A 17,500-nucleotide genomic window follows, 5' to 3' on the forward strand; every position below is an offset into this window, starting at 1 on the left:
CGGCTCAGTCCTCCGCCGACGGCGGGATCACGATGATGGTCGCCTTGCTCGGTTTGGTGGGCTTGCTGGCCGCCGCCAGGCCGGTGGCCCCGCCGACCCCGCGTCCGGCGGCCCCCCCGGTGACACTCATGGCGCGTCCGGCCAGACTGCCCAGAGCCAGGTCCCGGGCCAGCCCGGTTTCGCTCTCTGAGGCGACCGCCGCGACGGCTTCCGGTCCGGCCTCCGGGAAGACCGCGGCGACGGCCTTGGCGGTCGGGGTCTGGGCGATCCAGCCTTGCGGCACCGACAGTCGCCCGATCGACCCGCCGTTGCCCAATCCGGCCGACACCACCGGGGCGCCGGCCAATCGGGTTCCTGCCAACGCTCCGGCCGGAAACGCCTTCGGTTCCTCAAGCCACGGCTTGGGTCCCGTCGCCCGGTTGACCGCAGAGACGACGTTCGCCCCGTTCATCGGCAGCAGCACGCACTGGATCGCCAGCAGGTACGGGATGCCGCCGATGCCGAACAGCGAGATCGGCGACAGCGGGCCGGCCAGGAAATCGAGGATCGCCGTCGGGTCCGCCTGGGCCGCCCCCGACACCGCCATGCTCTGCAGCGCCTGCGGCACCATCGAGATCAGCTGGGTCAGCGACGACTGGGTCTGGGCACCGGCTGTGGCCACCGCCTGGGTGGCGGCCGCGGACTGGGCCTGCAGGCCGGCCGGGTTGGTGGTCTGGGGCGGCGCGGTAAACGGGGGCAGGGCGGCGGCACCGGCCGATGCGCCGGCGTAGGCGTACATGGCCCCGGCGTCCTGGGCCCACATCTCGGCGTATTCCAGCTCGGCCGCAGCGATCGCCGCGGTGTTCTGGCCGAGGATATTCGTGGCGATCAGCGACAACAGCAGGCTGCGGTTCGCCGCGATCACCGGGGGCGGCACCGTCGCCGCGAACGCCGCGTCGAAGGCGGCGGCGGCGGCCCGGGCTTGTGCGGCGGACTGCTGGGCCTGCGCGCCGGTACTGCCCATCCACCCGGCGTAGGGCCGTGCGGCCGCCGACATCGTTGCCGCCGTGGGACCCGACCAGGCCTGGGTGAGGCTGGCGACCACCGAGTTGTAGGACGACGCGGTCGAACTCAACTCGGCGGCCAGCGCGTCCCAGGCCGCGGCAGCCGCCAGCAACGGACCCGAACCGGGACCGGAATACATTCGCCCCGAGTTGATCTCCGGGGGCAACGCTCCGAAATCCATGCCCTCCACCTCTGATCGATCGGCCGCCGTGTGGATCTCCGATCAGCCGGTGACGGTGCACTGCCCCGGTGGGCTCGGGTCGGTCAGGCCCAGCTGGAGCCGACGGAAGCGTCGGTGTTGGCCATGTTGTTGCCCGCCGACTGCACCTTCTGACCGTGGCTGTTGGCCTGCTCATAGATCACCGCGAAGTTGCGGCCCAACTGCGCCACGAACTCCTGGCACGCCACCGAACCCGCGCCACCCCAGAAGTCCCCGGCAGCCAACACATCATGCACGATCGCCTGATGCTCAGCCTCCAACGACGCCGCCTGGGCCCGAATCAACGCACCGTGGGCGTCGACATCACCGAACTGGTAATTGATGCTCATAGCTGCTCTCCTCTAACCCTTCTAGCTCGACAGGATCTGCTGCGAAGCAGCTTCCTGCTGCTCGTAATGGTTGGCGTCGCGAATCAAACCATCACGCACCCCATGCAGCATGGTCACAATATTGCGAAACGCCGTCTGCATCTGACCCATGGTGTCCATCGAGGTCCGCTCGGCCAAACCACCCCAGCCCGCACCCGAGATGTTCGTCGAGGACGCCCACATCCGCCGGGCCTCATCCTCCACCGTCTGGGCGTGCACATCAAAACGCCCCGCCATCGCACGCATCGCGTCCGGATCAGTCATAAAACGTGTTGCCATGAAAATCTCTCCTCGGTTCGTTCAGTTCGTGAAAGTTGTTCTGATGCAGCTGAATCGGGGTTACCCGGCTGACGCTGCGTTGGCCGCTTCGGTCGCTGCGTACGAATTGGCGCTGGTATTCAACGTGGCGACGAAGGCCTGATGGATGGCCTCCGCCTGAGCGCTGATGGACTGGTACATGCTGGCGTGCGCAGCGAACTGGGCCGCCGTCAGCGCCGAAACCTCATCCGCTGCAGCCGGAACGACACCGGTGGTCGGTGCTGCCGCAGCGGCGTTCTGAGCGCTCAGCGCCGAGCCGATGGCGGACAGGTTGCCCGCGGCGGCGGTCAGCGCCTCGGGTTGGGTGTTCACAAATGTCATGGACCCTCCTCCATAGGGGCCGGCCGATGAACGACCGACGATCACCGGGCGCGTCGAGCGTGTGTCCGGTTACCACGGTAAACCGTCATACCGGAACGGGCCCAACACAACGCGATTTAGAAATCAGAAACGGTGCCGAAGCCGGATCGGAACGAAACGCTCACCGATCTCGGGCGATAGGCACAATTGCCGGGACACAAGTCTCGTCGTCACCTCCTCGGTCCTGCGCGCAACCGATGGGGCTGGAAGGAAGTACCGGCCCCCTACCTGCGCAATGGTGGCACCGGTATCGGCGAGCGTCAACCCGGGCGCGCGGTCGCGGCACTGTGAATCGGCTGCCGGGAAGCTGTCGGGTCAGGCCGTCTTCTTCTCGGCCACCGCCGCGCTGAGCCCTTCCGCGAGATCCTCGCGGGTCAATTCCTTGAACTTGTGCAGCCATTCGTCGCTGAATTCGGTGACGTCGCCCGCCAGAACCGCGTCGAGTTCGGAGTCGTCGAGCCGGAAGCTGCGGTGGTCTCGCGCCTTCTCCACCACGTTGCGGACGAATCCCGCATTGCCCAGCACGTCGATGCCACGGATCAGGTCGCCGTCTTCGGAGTAGTTCTCGTCGGTATAGAACTTGGTGTAGGACGGCAGCAGCCCCTCGACCGCTTCGTCGCTGACCACGTCCTCGTTCTCCGCCCCCATCATCTTGGTCAGTTCCACCAGTTCCGGCGGGGTGTAGCTGTAGAACTCGATCACGGTCGAGAACCGTCGCCGCAGGCCCTGGTTCACCTCGAGCATCTTGTCCATGGCGTTGGCGTAGCCGGCACCGAACACCACCAGCTCGTCACGGTGGTTCTCCATGTAGAGCAGCAGCGTGTTGATGATCGCGTTGCCGTAGGCGTCACCCTGGCTGTAGCCGCGCTCGTGCAGGGTGTGCATCTCATCGAAGAACACCGCGCCGCCGAGCGCACCCTCGAGCAATTCCTCGGTGTTCTTCTCCGCGTCGGCCATGTAGCGGCCCAGCAGCTTGGACCGGTTGGTCTCCACCACCAGCGGTTTGCGCAGCACCGTCAGGCCGCACAACTGCTTGGTGAAAGCGCGCGCGACCGACGTCTTGCCGGTACCGGGCGGGCCGAGCAACAGGGTGTGCCGAGAGGTGACCGGAACCGGAAGGCCCATCTTGGCGCGCGCCAGATTCACCTTGGTGGTCGCCTTGATCAGCTTGATCTCCCGCTTGGCCTGCTCCATGCCGAGCATGGCGGCCAGCTCCGCATCGCCTTCGGCCAGGTATCTGGCGGCCTCTTCGGCATGCCGGTGCGCTTCGGCCTGCTCTCGGGTCGGGGCGCTGTCCGGGTCCCAGGGATCCGTGCGAGCCTCGATAGTTTCGGGGTCGGTCAGAATCAGCCGGTAGTCCGGGTTGTCCAGCGCCTCCCGGGCCGGCACGAACTTCGCGTCCCGCGAGTACACCCGGCGCAGTAACTCGACGGCTTCGTCCTCCCGGCCCAGGTGACGCAGGCACATGCCCTGTGTGTAGAGCGCGACATTGGTGGCACCGGGCACCCGGTCGCCCTCGATGGCCTCCTGAGCCCGCCGCGTCGCCTCCTCGAACACCCCCAGCGAGGCCAGCGCCGTGGTGGCCATCGCCGCCGCCGCCGCCTTGAGCTCGGGCTGGCGCCACGGCGCCGCCGCCGGGAACTGCTTCAGCACGTCCGGCCAGCGGCCGGTCCGGAAATACAGCAGGCCGCGCACATAGTCGGCCAGCTCCGTCTCGAAGGGGTTCCGCGGCTCGATGCCGTCGAGCAGCTTGGCCGCCTCCTCGTAGCGCTTGGCTTCGGCCAGGGCGGCGGCATAGGCGGCGGCCAACGATTCCACACTGGTGACCCGCAGCCGCAGGAACATCCCGTCGGAAACCTCGGGATGAAATTCCAAGTCGGACAAGCCCAGTCGCCGGGTCTCCCAACCGAAAGTTCGGATCGTCGCCCAGGCGTTGGCCAACACCTCGATGTCGGAGTCACCGGCCAGCACCCGGGCCAGCCAGGCATCGCACATGCTCGGATCGATCGTGGAGGCGGTGGTGAACATCTGCAGAGCGACCTGCGGGTTGTGGCTGGGCTGCAACCCGTTGACCGAGATCCCGGAGGCCAGCATGCCGGCGACCATCGCGTTGCGCGCGTCGGTCGTGGCGGACTGGGGTCCGGTCACGGCCGTGTCCCAGGCGCGGGAGCCGCGTACTCCGGCACGGCGTCGACCGACACCACCAGGTGTTCACCGTCCTGCAGGTCCCGGCCGGGCACCGCCAGGCGCTGCTGTGCGGTAGGCGCCGGGAGGCTGGCGCAGACCGCCGCCAGCTGCCGCCGGCCCACGAACCGGTTCAGCGCGGCCCGCACGTTTCGGCTCAGCCGGCCGGCGCTGTGGTACCGCACCAGCACCGAGACCACCGTCGTCCGGCCGCCCCCGGGGGCGAGCCGCACCGAGACCACCGTCGTATCGGTCTCCGGGTACCACAGGTGTTCCAGGTTCTCCACGGAGATGTCGTCCGGCGATACCCAGAAGTTGGCGACGTGGCCTTCCGGCCGGGGCCGGAACAGCCGGTGCCGCAACTGCGCCGCCTCCAGACCTGCGAGCACCGCCTCGTCGACGGCATCGAACTCGTCGGCGCGGAGCGGGCGCGCGCTGATCCGGCGCCCGTCGATCTCCTCGGCCAGCCGCTCGGTGGCCGCGGCCAGCGTGGCGGCCAGCGAGTCGCGCGCCGCCACCGCGTTGACGTTGTGCTGGGGGTCCATCCGCAGCACCAGCCAGGTCTGCCGGTGATCAGGCATCGACGGCGGCTCTGCGAAGTCGACCTCGTCGGCTTCGCGGGGTGCGCTGCGGGTTCCGACCGTGACGACGTCGATGCTGTCCAATCGCACGTCGAACTGGCGCAGTCCGGCGGCGAGCCGCTCCATCGGCATGGTCACCGGTTCCGGTCCGCGTCCGTGCCGGCCGGTCGCCTGCACCGCGCGCCCGCCGACGGCGATCACCGTCACCAGCCGGCCCTGGTGTTCGCGCATGCCGATCGGCTCACGACCGAAGCGGCGGTGATGATCGACCGCGGCAGTCCGGCCGCGGCTCAGCTCCGTTTCCGGGTCGGCGAACTGGTCGCCCACCCAGGCCGCCCACATCGTGCTGATCGGCACCTGCCGGTAGGTGACCAGTGCGACGAGCGCGACCAGCACCGCAACGCCGACACCCGACCACCATGCGATATCGGCGGCCTTGGGGTCGCCGGGCCACCGACCGGCGAGGACCAGGATCCCGATGTCGATCAGAAAGACCGTGGTCACCCGTGTCCACGACAGGTTCAGACCTAATGCGTGCTGTGCCTTCATCGGTTCCTACGTGATCGTCGCAATGCTGCCACTCCCAGTGCCACACCGGCTGCCGCGAGCGCCGCCAACAGCCCGGCGCCGGCGACCCAGGCCGGGGTCATGTCGCGTTCCGGCGGCATCGGCGGCACATTCAGCGGCGCCGACAGCCGTTCCGGCGCTTGGGCCGGGCCGTCGGGGACATCCCACGTCAGCGCCGCCACCGGGTCGATGATGCCGTAGCCGACCACGTTGTCGACCCCGCGCGCCGGCGGGCGGGCGGTGCGGATCAGCCGGTTGATCACCTGGTGCGACGACAGATCCGGATATTTGGCCCGCACCAGGGCCGCCACCCCGGACACGATCGCCGTCGAAAAGCTGGTGCCCGACGGAACCAGCAGTGAGTTCTCCGGTCCGTCGACGGCGTTCATCAGCCCGTCATCACGAGGCGAGAGACCTTCGATGTCGGTGCCCGGCGCGGCGATCGACACCCACGGCCCGGCCACGCTCGACTTGGCCAGCGGCGCACCCGCCGAGTCCACCGCTCCGACCGTCAACACGTACTCGTCGTACCACGCCGGCGTCACCACGGTGTTGACCCCGTTCCAGTCGCGCGGGTCGTCGGGACGCATCGCGTTGTAAGTCGGGTTCTGCTTGCAGTCCCGCCAGCTCGTGTCACCGGCGGCGGCGACGATCACCACGTTCTTCTCCACCGCGGCGTACCGCACCGCCGCGCCCAGATCGGCTTGATCGAGGAGGGTCCGCACGTTCATGCAGATGGCCTGGGAGATGTTGATGACCTGCGCGCCCATGTTGGCGGCGTGGACGATCGCCCGCGCCATGGTGCGCAGTCCGTCGGTCTTCTCCCGCAACTGCGGGTCCTGTTGGTCCCCGAACGGCTCCTTGGGGCCGAAGGCCGCGCTGTACTGCCGGATCGAGATCAGCTGCACATCGGGAGCGATCCCGCTGAACGCATCGGGTGCCGCCCCCGGCGGCGGCGGTGCGCTCGGCGCTCGGAAGTCGACCGGCGCCACCCGTGGCCGTCCGGAGAAGCCGGCCGGCCGCACGCCATCGGCGGTGGCCTCGTCGGTGGTACGGGTCGACCCCGCACCATTGGCCGCACCGTGGGCCGGACCGGGCGCCGGACCGGGCGCCGGACCGGGCGCCGGGCCTGGAGCCGGACCGGGCGCAGGAGCTGGGGCGGGCCCCGGGGCGGCCGGTCCGTTGGCCGGCTCCCCATCTTCGGCCGGCGGTGGCGCAGGCGGCGGTGCCGGCGGTGGCATCACCACGATCGTGGTCTGCGGGGCCTGTGTCGGCGGCGGGGGTTCGTTGGTGGGAACCGACGGAGGCCGGCGGGTCTGGCGCGGCGGCGGCAGTGGAGTCACCCCGTTGTCGGGCATCGCAGCGATCAGCGATGCCACCAGGGTGCCGTGCGCGTCGCAGTCGGACAGTCCGTCACCGCCGGCCATCACGTAGTCGCCGCCGCCGATCAGGTTCGGCATCCGCGGGTGCGGGGTCACACCGGTGTCGATGACCGCGACGGTCACTCCGCCCCCACGACCGAATTTCCACGCCTCGGGCAGGTTGAGCATGTCCATGTAGGCCGGCTGCACCCGGAAGTCGGTGTCGGGCAGGACGCCCACCTCGGTGCAGTACGAGGTCTGCCGCATGGTCTGCGGCGGTCCGGGGGTGCCGTCGGGGGGCAGCGCACCCGGATCGATGGCCGGCCGCTCGATCGCGCCGGCGACCGGCATACCGGCCAGCGAGCCACTCGCCATCATGACTATCGCGGCGCCGGCGGCCGCGGTGCGCTGCAGCCGACGCACGCCCCTACCGGTAGCGGATGGCTTCATAGGTATTCATCAACCACAGTGCCAGCGGGAACAACGGCATCAGGCACAGGTATTCGATCCACTCCACGAACTTGCGGAACAACGGGCTGTAGATGGTGTTGGGCACGATCACCGCCGACAGCAGCCCGAACATCGGGATCAGCACCAGCAACGCCGCACCGACCACCACCGTCGTGGGCGTCCACAGCACCACCACGAAACGCACCACCACTGCGGCGACGATCACCAGACCGGTCAGTGTCACCGTGACCGCCTGCCAGCGGTCCCGGAAGGAACGGCCGCGCAGAACCAGGAACCCGGCCGTCAGACCGGCCAGCAGCACCGGCAGCCACGATCGGTCCGAGTGCGGGTCGCTCAGACCGGTGACGCAGACCGCGATCAACACACCCAGTCCGGACAACAGGCCGGTCAGGAACGATCTGGCCCGCTCGGCGCGCAGCACCACCTCGCGCACCGACTCCGGCCCCTCCAGAGACGGTGGAGCGCCGGGCGTGGTCACCACCGTGGTGGGCAGATCGGGACGGGCCTCGAACACCCAGCGACTGGTCGCCGACGGGAACACCGGCAGCCGCAGGCCGGCCAGCCACCGCGACAATGACGGCGACCACTGATAGGCCAGCACACAGGCCAGGTACACGCAGGCCATCAAGGTCACCGCGCCGGTCAGGAACAGCATCCGCAGCACGCCGGCGAACATCACCGCCGCGCTGATGACGGCGACGGCTGTGTAGGCGGACAACTGCCGTCCGGTCAGCCGGATGACCGACAGCGCACCGATGCCGGCGACACCGAAGCCCAGCGCCGCGTGGGCGGCGCCCACCGAGCCGGGCACTGCCGCCGCGGCGGCCACCACCAGCGGCACGAGTCCGCTGGCCAGCATGATGTCACCGACACGCCGGTCCGACGCATTGCGGGCCTGCATCAGGATCAGCGCGGCGGCGATCAGCACCAGCAGGGCCAGCCCCGCGCTGAACCCGGCCGCCAGCCAGTCGTCGTGCTGGTAGCGCCAGGCCGCGAGCAGCCCGGTCGCCAGCAACACACCGGTCGCCAGGGTCGATACCCCGACCCGCACAGCGGTCGCCGCGTCGACCGGGGCGAACCGCTTGGCCAGGTTCACCGAGACCGCGGTGGAGATGTGTTCGATGACCGGTGAACGCCGCTCCTGATCCTCGATGAACCGCAGCCACAGCCGGTCACCGTCGTACACGTCCTGTTCGGTCAGCGACTGGTTCGGCCGCAGCGCCGTGCCGTCGACCAGGCACAGCACCCAGCGACCACGCCCCTCAGCCTGCAGAATCGGCTCATCGAGCTCGGCAAGCCGGCCGTTGATCACCTTCAGCAACGGGTCCAGCATCACCGACACGGGTGCGTCGGCATCCAGCAGCGTCCCGATCTGGACACCGTCTCCGGCCATGACCCCGATCACCACGGCCCGGGGCGCCGACGTCCCGACTTCACCGCCCGGCTGCGCCGACTCGATCGCCGTGGTCATGATCGCACCACCTGTTCGACGAATACTGACCCCGTGGAGCCCACAGAACCCATACGTGCCGCCTCGCAATTTGTCATTTCAAAGTCTGTCCAATTCTAAAGGCAATGCATGTTATTCGCACGATTCGCGTTTACCGGCAATTTTCCGGTGCATCACACGACATTTCGGTCCGCGTCAACACCTGCTGTCCGCTAGACCCTCCGATGGGTTTTCCAGGCACCGTAGGGCAGGGTGTCCAGAACGGTCTTGACGCCCACCTGGACCAACTGCGGGGTGGCCGGGCAGATCGCCAGCCAGGCCTCACCCGACCCCGCGGTGCGCGCCTGCTGATACAGCGCGATCCGCCCGCCGGAACCGTCTTTGAGCGACAGCACCGAAGCACTGGGGCCTTTGGCGTCGTCACGGTATTGCCGCGCATACACCGCGGCCTCTGCGGCGGGCTCCGACAGCGCCTGGCCCAGCGCGGCGACGGTCGCGGCGCTGATCCCCATCCGGCGCAGGTCTCCCCCGGTGAAGATGTTGAAGCCGGAGTCCTGCCAGCTCTGGGTCGCCTCCAGCATCTCCTCCATCGGCACGTTGACCGCGGTGATCTGCGCCGGGTCGGCGTGGTGGATGGACTCCATACCGTCGATCACCAGCGCGGCGATCGAGGCGGCATCGGTCACCGAGACGTCGTCGACGGTGATGTCGGTGCCGACCCGCACCGCCGACACCCAGTGTTCCCCGCGCCGCGCCAGCAGCACCCGGAACTCGTTGTCGGGGATGTCGCGGGTGCCGGGCGGCTGGTCGTCATCCTCGATGACGCCATACCGCAACTTGCCCAGCGATAGCAGGGCGACCACCTCGAGGTCGGGCGCGGCCAGCACCCGCATCCGGGCGGCGACCACCTCGTTGACCTCGTCGTCGACGACGATGCCCTGCTCGCGCATCACCGCCATGCCGGGATGCTCCGACAGCCAGTCGTTCGAATCGGTGGAAACATAAGGCCGGCAACGCAACTCGGGCGCGACGTGGCGAATGTCCAGCAGCGCCTGCAGCATCCAGAAACCCTCGACGTTGACGGTGATGTCGGTGCGGGTGCTCGGGTCCATCACTACCCTCCTCTACCGGTTCGGCCGATGTACTTGGCTATTGGATCACGCAGCCGCGGGGCAACGCCTGCCACCACCCCTCTAATTGCAGCACGCGGCAGCACACCGGTGGGCCGGTGTGCTGCCGCGCTGCGGGTTGCGAGTCGGTCAGGCCCAGCTGGAGCCGACGGACGCGTCGGTGTTGGCCATGTTGTTGCCCGCCGACTGCACCTTCTGACCGTGGGCGTTGGCCTGCTCATAGATCACCGCGAAGTTGCGGCCCAACTGCGCCACGAACTCCTGGCACGCCACCGAACCCGCGCCACCCCAGAAGTCCCCGGCAGCCAACACATCATGCACGATCGCCTGATGCTCAGCCTCCAACGACGCCGCCTGGGCCCGAATCAACGCACCGTGGGCGTCGACATCACCGAACTGGTAATTGATGCTCATAGCTGCTCTCCTCTAACCCTTCTAGCTCGACAGGATCTGCTGCGAAGCAGCTTCCTGCTGCTCGTAATGGTTGGCGTCGCGAATCAAACCATCACGCACCCCGTGCAGCATGGTCACAATGTTGCGAAACGCCGTCTGCATCTGACCCATGGTGTCCATCGAGGTCCGCTCGGCCAAACCACCCCAGCCCGCACCCGAGATGTTGGTCGAGGACGCCCACATCCGCCGGGCCTCATCCTCCACCGTCTGGGCGTGCACATCAAAACGCCCCGCCATCGCACGCATCGCGTCCGGATCAGTCATAAAACGTGTTGCCACTGTCGTCTCTCCTTGTCTGAAGTTCGTTGGTTCTCGTTGGTTGTAGTTGTTTCTGAGGGCGGCGCCGTTGCCGGGTATAGCCGTCGGTTACGGCGGAAACCGATAACCGGCTGCGAACGTATGAATAGTTCCCCCTCCCATCACCGCGGCCGACGCCGCTCAGCCCGCCGCGGCTGCGTTGGCCGCCTCGGTGGCGGCGTAGGAGGTGGCACTGCTGTTGAGGGTGGCTACGAACATCTCGTGGATCGCCGCGGCCTGAGCGCTCACCTGCTGGTACATCGTCGCGTGGGCGGCGAACTGTGCGGCGGTCAACGCCGAGACCTCGTCGGCGGCGGCCGGAACCACACCGGTGGTCGGGGCGGCAGCCGCCGCGTTCTGGGCGTTCAGCGCCGAACCGATTCCGCTGAGATTCCCGGCGGCGGCGGACAGCGCCTCCGGCTGCGCGTTCACGAACGACATTCGATTCCTCCTCGGATCGCCTTCAGCAATCTTTCTCCCACTGAGCGTAAAGGCTGAAATCGACCGATACAGCCCATGATGCCCAGTGTTCACCTGGCGAAAGCAACTGTTCACCTGGGGTAACAGCGGGGTAACCCGGTACCGGGGGCGCCGGGGGCGAAATTAAGCGGACCTGGCGAAACACAGTGCTGCAATTTACCGCCGCGGCACCGGTCGCCGCGCTCGGCCACCGCTGCCGCAACCGCTCCCGCGATTAAAATCTCGCCGCGGCGAAATACCCCCGGCCGCTGCCGGTGTGACGCCGCCAGCAACGTGCCGCGCGCCGTTGCGGGCGTCACAGCGCCGGCCCCGGGGGACCGCGTCAGCGGACCGGAGCGGCCGTGCGTTCCTGCGTCGGCGCGCGCCGCAGCTCCGTCGCGGCGACCTGCACGAACACCCCGGTGTCCTCGGCCATCAGCAGGCCACGGCCGCGGGGCAGCGGACCGCCCTTCATCTTGCCGCGGATGAAGCCCTCGTCCGGGTCGGCGTCCATCACCAGCAGCGGTGCGTTCGCCTGGTGCAGGGCCCGCAGCAGCGGGTCGCTGCCCGCCGACGACCAGCCGCCGAAGGTGCGGGTGGCGATCACATGCAGGCCGACGTCCGCCGAGCGGGTCACCCAGGGGGCGGCCTTCTGGAACGGAGAGTCGAAGCCGGGCGGGAACTGCTGGATGTCGTCGATGATCAAGAAGATGTCCGGCCCGCTCCACCAGGTGCGCGACAGCAGCTCCTCGGCCGACAGGCCCGGCGGTGGCTCACGGTTGGCCAGCGTGACGGCCAACTCGTTGATCAAGGCGACTGCCCCGTCCATGTTGTAGGCGAACTTCTCCACGTAGTCCGAGCCCAGGGTGGTCAACAGCTGCCGGCGGGGGTCGATCAGCCACACCTGCGCAGACGGCTGCGTGGTGGGCGGCGCGGTGCTTGCCCCGGGTGCGTACAGCCGCTCGATCTCACTCATGATGGTGGCCAGAGTGGTGGTGCGACCGCATTCCCGGCGACCGGTCACCATCAGGTGCCCGTTCTCGGCGAAGTTCAGATAGACCGGCTGCAGGTCGAGTTCGGAGATCGCCCAGGCGATGCCCCCGGCTCCCACTCCCTCGCGCTTGTCGTTGGCCGCGACCGCCCGCACCTCGTCCAGCCCGAACCGGGCCGGCAGGCGACGCACCGGGCGCACCCGGCCCACCGCGATTTGACTGACCGCGGCGCCGACGCTGTCGGATTCGAAGACCTGGCTATCGGTGTCGCTCAACGCAGGTCGTGCGATCAGCGTGTGCAGGCCGGACTGAGGGTCGCTGTCCAGTCGCACGTAGTTGACCGCGACCATGCCCCGGCCCGGCTTGACCGGGACGTCCTTGGCGAAGCGGGAACGCACCAATTTGGCGTCCTCCACGGCGGCCAGGCGCAACTCGACCCGCGACCCGAAGCCGCTGCGGACCGGCGGGCGCAACTCCGACTCGCGGTCGGCGGTCACCACCACGTGCACGCCGAACGACGGCCCCTGGTTGATGATCAGGTTGACCTGCTCGACGAGCACCTCGTTGTCCTCGGAGAGCGCGCGGTAGTTGTCGATCACCAGATAGACGTCACCGAAGCCGTCGTTGGGCACCTTCCCCGGGGCGCCCTCGAACTTGCGCCTACGGAAGACGTCCATCGAGGCCACGTCGTTCTCCAGGAAGCTGCGCTTGCGGTTGCGCACCAGCGCCAGCAGCTCGGCGACGGTGCGGCGCACGCCGTCGGGGTCGGTCGGCCCGCAGACGCTGCCCACGTGCGGCAGTCCGGCCACCGTGGTCAGCGAGGTGCCGCTGTAGGCCAGGCAGTAGAACTGGACCTGCTCGGGCGTATGGGTCAACGCCGCCGAGCAGATCAGGGTCTGCAGCGCCGTCGTCTTGCCCGCGCCGCCGGCGCCCAGGATCAACACGTTGGCCCCCGGTCCGGAGGTGTCCACCGTCCACGGCGGCTGGTCGTGCTTGTAGGGCCGGTCGATGAGACCGATCGGGAACACCAGGTCGCGCCGGGTGCCGTAGTCCTGTTGCCAGGGGTGGCCCAGGTAGCGGTTCACCAACTCGTCGATGGGCAGCGGGACGTCCAGCGGCGGCTGCCACAGGCGGTAGGGCTCGAAGTCGATCCGACGCAGCTGGTCGATGATCACCGTGCCGACCTTGGGGATCCGGATCGCTTCCTCTTCCTCGGCGATGGGCTCCTCGGCCGGTGTGGCGGTGATGGCCGCCAGTTCCTCGGCTGCCTCGAGTTCGGTGCCGCTGACGCTCACCTCCAGCGGGGTGAACGCGGTGGTGAACAGCTGCGGCCGGATGTAGTCGATCGAGTGCACCTGCGGCAACGCCTCGTCGTCGAGGATCCCGCCGCGGTGGTAGTCGCGCCACAGGAACTCGGCCTGGAAACGGATGACCTCTTCACCGCTCTTGCGGAAGTAGCCCAAGCCGGCCTTGCCCGGCAGGTTCACCGCGTTCGGCACGCCGGCGGCCTGCGCCGCACCGGCCGTCTGCGCCTTGAGCACCAACCGGTAGCCCATGTTCTCCATCAGCTTCTCGGCGCGGCTCTCGATGGTCTGCGACGCCATCATCAGGTGCACCCAGTAGGCGCGGCCCTGCCGGCCGATCGAGTCCAGCACCTCCACCGCCGTCGGCATGATGCGGAACCACTCGTAGAACTCGTCGATGACCACGACCAGCATCGGCAGCGGCGGCAGGCTGTGATCACCGCGCGCCTGCATCCGGGACCGGATCTCGTTGTACTCCTTGGCGCCGTCGACGCCGGCGCTGTCGCACATCGACTTACGGCGGGCGATCTCGCCCCACATCGCCTCGAGGAAGCGCTCCATCAGCGCCTGGTCGTCTTCCAGGTCGGTGATGATCCGCGACACGTGCGGTACCCCGGCGAACGGCTTGACCGCCGACCCACCCTTGAGGTCGGCCAGCACGAACTGCAGCTCGTCGGGCGAGTGCCCCAGCAGCAGCGATTCGATCACCGTGCGCACCAGTGTCGACTTACCCGAGCCGGTGGTGCCCGACATGACGCCGTGCGGGCCGTCGCCGCCCTCATCCAGGGACTTCATGTCGAGGAACAGCAGCTCACCGTTGTCGGAGCGGTTGCCGAACGGGACCCGCAGCCGGGACCGGCTGCCCTCCTGCTGCCGGCTCGTCCACAGCTGGTTGAAGTCGATGCGGCCGGCATCCTCGATGCCGTAGTAGGAGAGGATGTCGCGGGCCCCGATGTGATGCGTCACCCGCTGACCGATTTCTTCGTAGGCCTCGGCCAGCCGCCAGTGCGCCATCCGTTGCGCGAACTGTTCGGCGTCGGTCTGGCTGACCTGGTCGGCCAGGGCGAAGAACCACTCGTTGTCGTCGATGACCATCCAGGTGTCGCGGTCGCGCGGCAGGGCGTTGATGATGCCCTTGTCGTCGAAGCGCAGCACCCGTTGGGAGACCCCGCGCCACTCCGGGGCGCCGGTCAGGTCGAAGAATGTGACGCCGTCGATGCCCTCGGTGGTGTTGACGTACTCCCACTGCGGATCGATGCCGTCGACGACGATCAGGTGGTGCGGCGTCGGAGTCTCCGCCGAGGAGCTGGCGTGGCGCGGCATGAACGACCCGCGCCCGGAGAACAGGTCGGCGTGCTCGGTGGCGAAGTCCCGCACCGAGCCGTACACCATGCGGGCGTTACCGGCGGCGTCCTGTCGGCGCGGGTCGCCGAAGTGCGGCAGCCACTTGACCCAATCCCATTGCTCCACATCGGAAGTGACGACGACCATGCGAAGGTGGTCTGGCCCGTGCGAGAAGGCCAACTGGCAGATGATCGCGCGCATCAGGCCGAGTATGTGCTCGCGGTCGCCGACTAGCGAGTACCACGGCTCGACGAGCAACGAGACCATCTTCGGCAGGTTGTAGACGACGCTCTGGTAGCGCCCGAACTCCTGCAGCGCCTTGCCGGTCACCGGTTCGAGCTCGATGTCGGTCGGCATGTTCTGCGGCTCGCCCCAGGTGACCTCGGGTCGCGTCATCCCCACCCCGACCCGGGCGAGCCCGAAGTTGAGGTCCTTGCCGTTGGGCTGGCGCTCCCACATCCGGGGCGTGCCCACCGAGGCGGCCAAGGTGGACGGCGCCGGGTGGTACCACCGGTAGTTGGCGTCCATGCTGTCCGCGGACTCCGCGGCCGACTCCCGCAGCCTGTCCAGCATGAGCATGAACTGGGCGCGCATCGCGTCGAGCTTGGGCCGGCTCAATTGCTGGGCGCCGCCGCCGAAGCGGCCGCCGAACATCATCATCGCGATGCCGCCGATCATGAAGATCGGGAAGATGGCGCCGGCGCCCAGGAACATCCGGGAGCCGTTGGCCACTGTCATCGAGACCATGCCGACCAACAGGCCGACCACCAGCACGCCCACCACCACCAGCCACCACGGCTTGCCTTCCGGCGGCGGGACGCTCAGCGGCGTCGGCAATACGATGTTCTCCGGCTTGACCACCGGAGCGCGTTCCGGCGTCGGCCGGGCATATCCACGTTTCACTTGGGCACCGCCAATTCTGCAGGGCTCATATCGGTGGGCAGGGTGTCGTGACGCACCAGTGCGTCCTGGCGGGACAGCGTCGGGCCATGCGCCAGCAGGCGCAGCGCCACCGACGGTGCCAGCCCGGGCTCGCCGACCAGACCCAGCGCCTTGCGCTCGTCATCGCCGGGTACCCCGAATCGCACGCCCGAAGAGGACAACCACCACAACGATTCGCGGGTGGAGGCGTCCGGGTCGTTGCCGGTCACCGCGACGAAGTTGCCATAGCCGGGACCGAAGTAGACCCGGTCGGCCTGCGGCATGTTGTTGTTGTTGGTCTTCACCAGTGACACCACTCGGTTGATCTGCTTCTGCGGCACCGGGATCGTGGGTCCGGACACCACCTGCACCCGCGCTCGGCTGTCACCGTTGGAGCGCTCCCACCACCAGCAGGTGGACGGGTTCTCCTTCATGTCCACGACCTTCAGGGGCCCCTCCGGGTAGGCCGAGAGGTCCAGCCCGGTGACCACCGGCATCTTCGCCAGGTCCTGCGGCGCCACCACCGCCGGCGCCCCGCCCCCGGTCGCCCCGGCGTTCTGCAGAATGCGCGCCACCACCGGCGACACGGTCTGCACGCCGTTCATCAGTACTACCGAATACTGTTGCGGCCCAGCCAATTGCGGGGTGGTGAAGACAGTTCCCACCGGCCCGGGGGCGTTGGGAAAGGCCGGCGGGCGGCCGGCGTCCGGCACGAACGGCACGGCCAACTCCGGCCCGACCGGCAGTGCGTCGAACAGCGCCTGACTCATCGGCCGGGCGTGCTCGACCTGTTCGGGTGTCAGCCCCAGCGGCAACAACACCGCCCGGTCGGCGGCGTCGATGCGCGAGCGGCGGCCCTGGCGGACGACCCACGACTCGTCGCCGTAGCGCAACACCACGGCGTCCGGGCCGTCGAGTACCCGACGGCGAGAGTTGAGGTCCGGGCTGCCGTCGATCACCGTCACCGTCACCGGCGACGGCGCCCCGACGCCCTGGACGTTGGCGACGGTGTCGCAGATCAACCACGACGACGACGTGGGTGAGGTCGGCAGGATCTCCGACGGCGCCCCCGGGATGCCGACCAGCGGGCCGTGCGGCTGCTCGGCGATCTGGGTGGAGCGCACTTTGTGAGGATTGTCGGGGCGACCGGCGATCAGCCGGGCCGAAGCCAAATTCAGCGCCGGATATAACGTGTCGCCGACTCGCACGTAGAGGGCGCCCGAATCGCGGTCGGCGATGATCGGCGATTCGTTCAGTTGACCCGAGGGGCTCAGAAACGACCACAGCAGCGCACCGAGACAGATGACCGACGCCGCCGACACCGAGGCGACCACCGCCAGCGCCTGCCGCCGGCCCGGTTCCACTTCCATCCGAACCTGCCAGCGGGTCAACGCCATCGCGGTCCGCCGCGCCAGGAATTGGTACCCGGTCATCTGGGTGCGCGTCGACAACCCCAGGCCGTAGCCGGGACCCCGGTGTTCGTCAGCCACGGTGCGTCCCAGCCCCCACTCGTTGCACTGTCCGGCCGCTGCGCCGCCTCGGTGCCCTATCGGTCCTCATCTGCCCCTGCCTGATCACAAGTTTCTCCACTGCGCATGCTAGCCGTGTTACGCAGTGGCCGCCCGCCGCGCAGATTGCAATCCGGCAGCGATGGCGAATTCGGTTCGCCGATTCTG

At 68.5% G+C, this 17,500-nt stretch carries 14 protein-coding genes; all 14 read right to left on the minus strand.

Translation table 11 applies throughout. The features are described 5' to 3' along the window. Positions 1-4: 4 nt before the first annotated feature. The 14 genes from G6N23_RS10905 to eccB all read right to left on the minus strand — a co-directional run bounded on the left by G6N23_RS10905 (position 5) and on the right by eccB (position 17,257). Positions 5-1,225: a PPE family protein gene (locus tag G6N23_RS10905; protein ID WP_085259469.1), complete on the minus strand. Its 1,221-nt coding sequence runs from the start codon at positions 1,223-1,225 to the stop codon at positions 5-7. 83 nt (positions 1,226-1,308) lie between these two features. Next, positions 1,309-1,593 (minus strand): WXG100 family type VII secretion target, encoded by a 285-nt coding sequence (locus G6N23_RS10910; protein WP_047317298.1) that lies wholly within the window; start codon positions 1,591-1,593, stop codon positions 1,309-1,311. Between the two features lie 21 nt (positions 1,594-1,614). After that, on the minus strand, positions 1,615-1,911 hold the full coding sequence (locus G6N23_RS10915; protein WP_083081615.1) for a WXG100 family type VII secretion target: 297 nt from the start codon (positions 1,909-1,911) through the stop codon (positions 1,615-1,617). Between the two features lie 60 nt (positions 1,912-1,971). Next, positions 1,972-2,271 carry a PE family protein gene (locus tag G6N23_RS10920; RefSeq protein WP_085261935.1) on the minus strand — a complete coding sequence of 100 codons (300 nt, stop codon included), beginning with the start codon at positions 2,269-2,271 and terminating at the stop codon, positions 1,972-1,974. A gap of 354 nt (positions 2,272-2,625) precedes the next feature. Beyond that, entirely contained in the window at positions 2,626-4,458 is a 1,833-nt protein-coding gene (eccA, locus tag G6N23_RS10925) for a type VII secretion AAA-ATPase EccA (RefSeq protein WP_085261934.1), read from the minus strand. Further along, on the minus strand, positions 4,455-5,624 hold the full coding sequence (eccE, locus tag G6N23_RS10930) for a type VII secretion protein EccE (RefSeq protein WP_085261933.1): 1,170 nt from the start codon (positions 5,622-5,624) through the stop codon (positions 4,455-4,457). Before eccE ends, eccA begins: the two co-directional genes overlap by 4 nt. Next, a complete protein-coding gene (mycP, locus tag G6N23_RS10935; protein WP_085261932.1) occupies positions 5,621-7,453 on the minus strand; it encodes a type VII secretion-associated serine protease mycosin in 1,833 nt (610 codons plus the stop codon). The genes eccE and mycP overlap by 4 nt, the downstream gene beginning before the upstream one ends. Next, on the minus strand, positions 7,431-8,945 hold the full coding sequence (gene eccD, locus G6N23_RS10940; RefSeq protein WP_085261931.1) for a type VII secretion integral membrane protein EccD: 1,515 nt from the start codon (positions 8,943-8,945) through the stop codon (positions 7,431-7,433). The genes mycP and eccD overlap by 23 nt, the downstream gene beginning before the upstream one ends. A 191-nt stretch (positions 8,946-9,136) precedes the next feature. Next, positions 9,137-10,036, minus strand: coding sequence for an ESX secretion-associated protein EspG (locus tag G6N23_RS10945; protein ID WP_085261930.1), 900 nt, complete (start codon positions 10,034-10,036; stop codon positions 9,137-9,139). A 147-nt stretch (positions 10,037-10,183) separates the two neighbouring features. Continuing rightward, positions 10,184-10,468 (minus strand): WXG100 family type VII secretion target, encoded by a 285-nt coding sequence (locus tag G6N23_RS10950; RefSeq protein WP_095173857.1) that lies wholly within the window; start codon positions 10,466-10,468, stop codon positions 10,184-10,186. A 21-nt stretch (positions 10,469-10,489) separates the two neighbouring features. After that, positions 10,490-10,786, minus strand: coding sequence for a WXG100 family type VII secretion target (locus G6N23_RS10955; protein WP_083081615.1), 297 nt, complete (start codon positions 10,784-10,786; stop codon positions 10,490-10,492). A 159-nt stretch (positions 10,787-10,945) separates the two neighbouring features. Next, positions 10,946-11,245: a PE family protein gene (locus G6N23_RS10960; RefSeq protein ID WP_085261928.1), complete on the minus strand. Its 300-nt coding sequence runs from the start codon at positions 11,243-11,245 to the stop codon at positions 10,946-10,948. Positions 11,246-11,606: 361 nt separating this feature from the next. Next, on the minus strand, positions 11,607-15,806 hold the full coding sequence (eccCa, locus tag G6N23_RS10965) for a type VII secretion protein EccCa (RefSeq protein WP_085261927.1): 4,200 nt from the start codon (positions 15,804-15,806) through the stop codon (positions 11,607-11,609). Then, positions 15,803-17,257 (minus strand): type VII secretion protein EccB, encoded by a 1,455-nt coding sequence (eccB, locus tag G6N23_RS10970; RefSeq protein WP_407938367.1) that lies wholly within the window; start codon positions 17,255-17,257, stop codon positions 15,803-15,805. The genes eccCa and eccB overlap by 4 nt, the downstream gene beginning before the upstream one ends. Between the last annotated feature and the right edge of the window lie 243 nt (positions 17,258-17,500).

The sequence above is a fragment of the Mycolicibacter terrae genome (genome assembly GCF_010727125.1).
GTDB lineage: Bacteria > Actinomycetota > Actinomycetes > Mycobacteriales > Mycobacteriaceae > Mycobacterium > Mycobacterium terrae.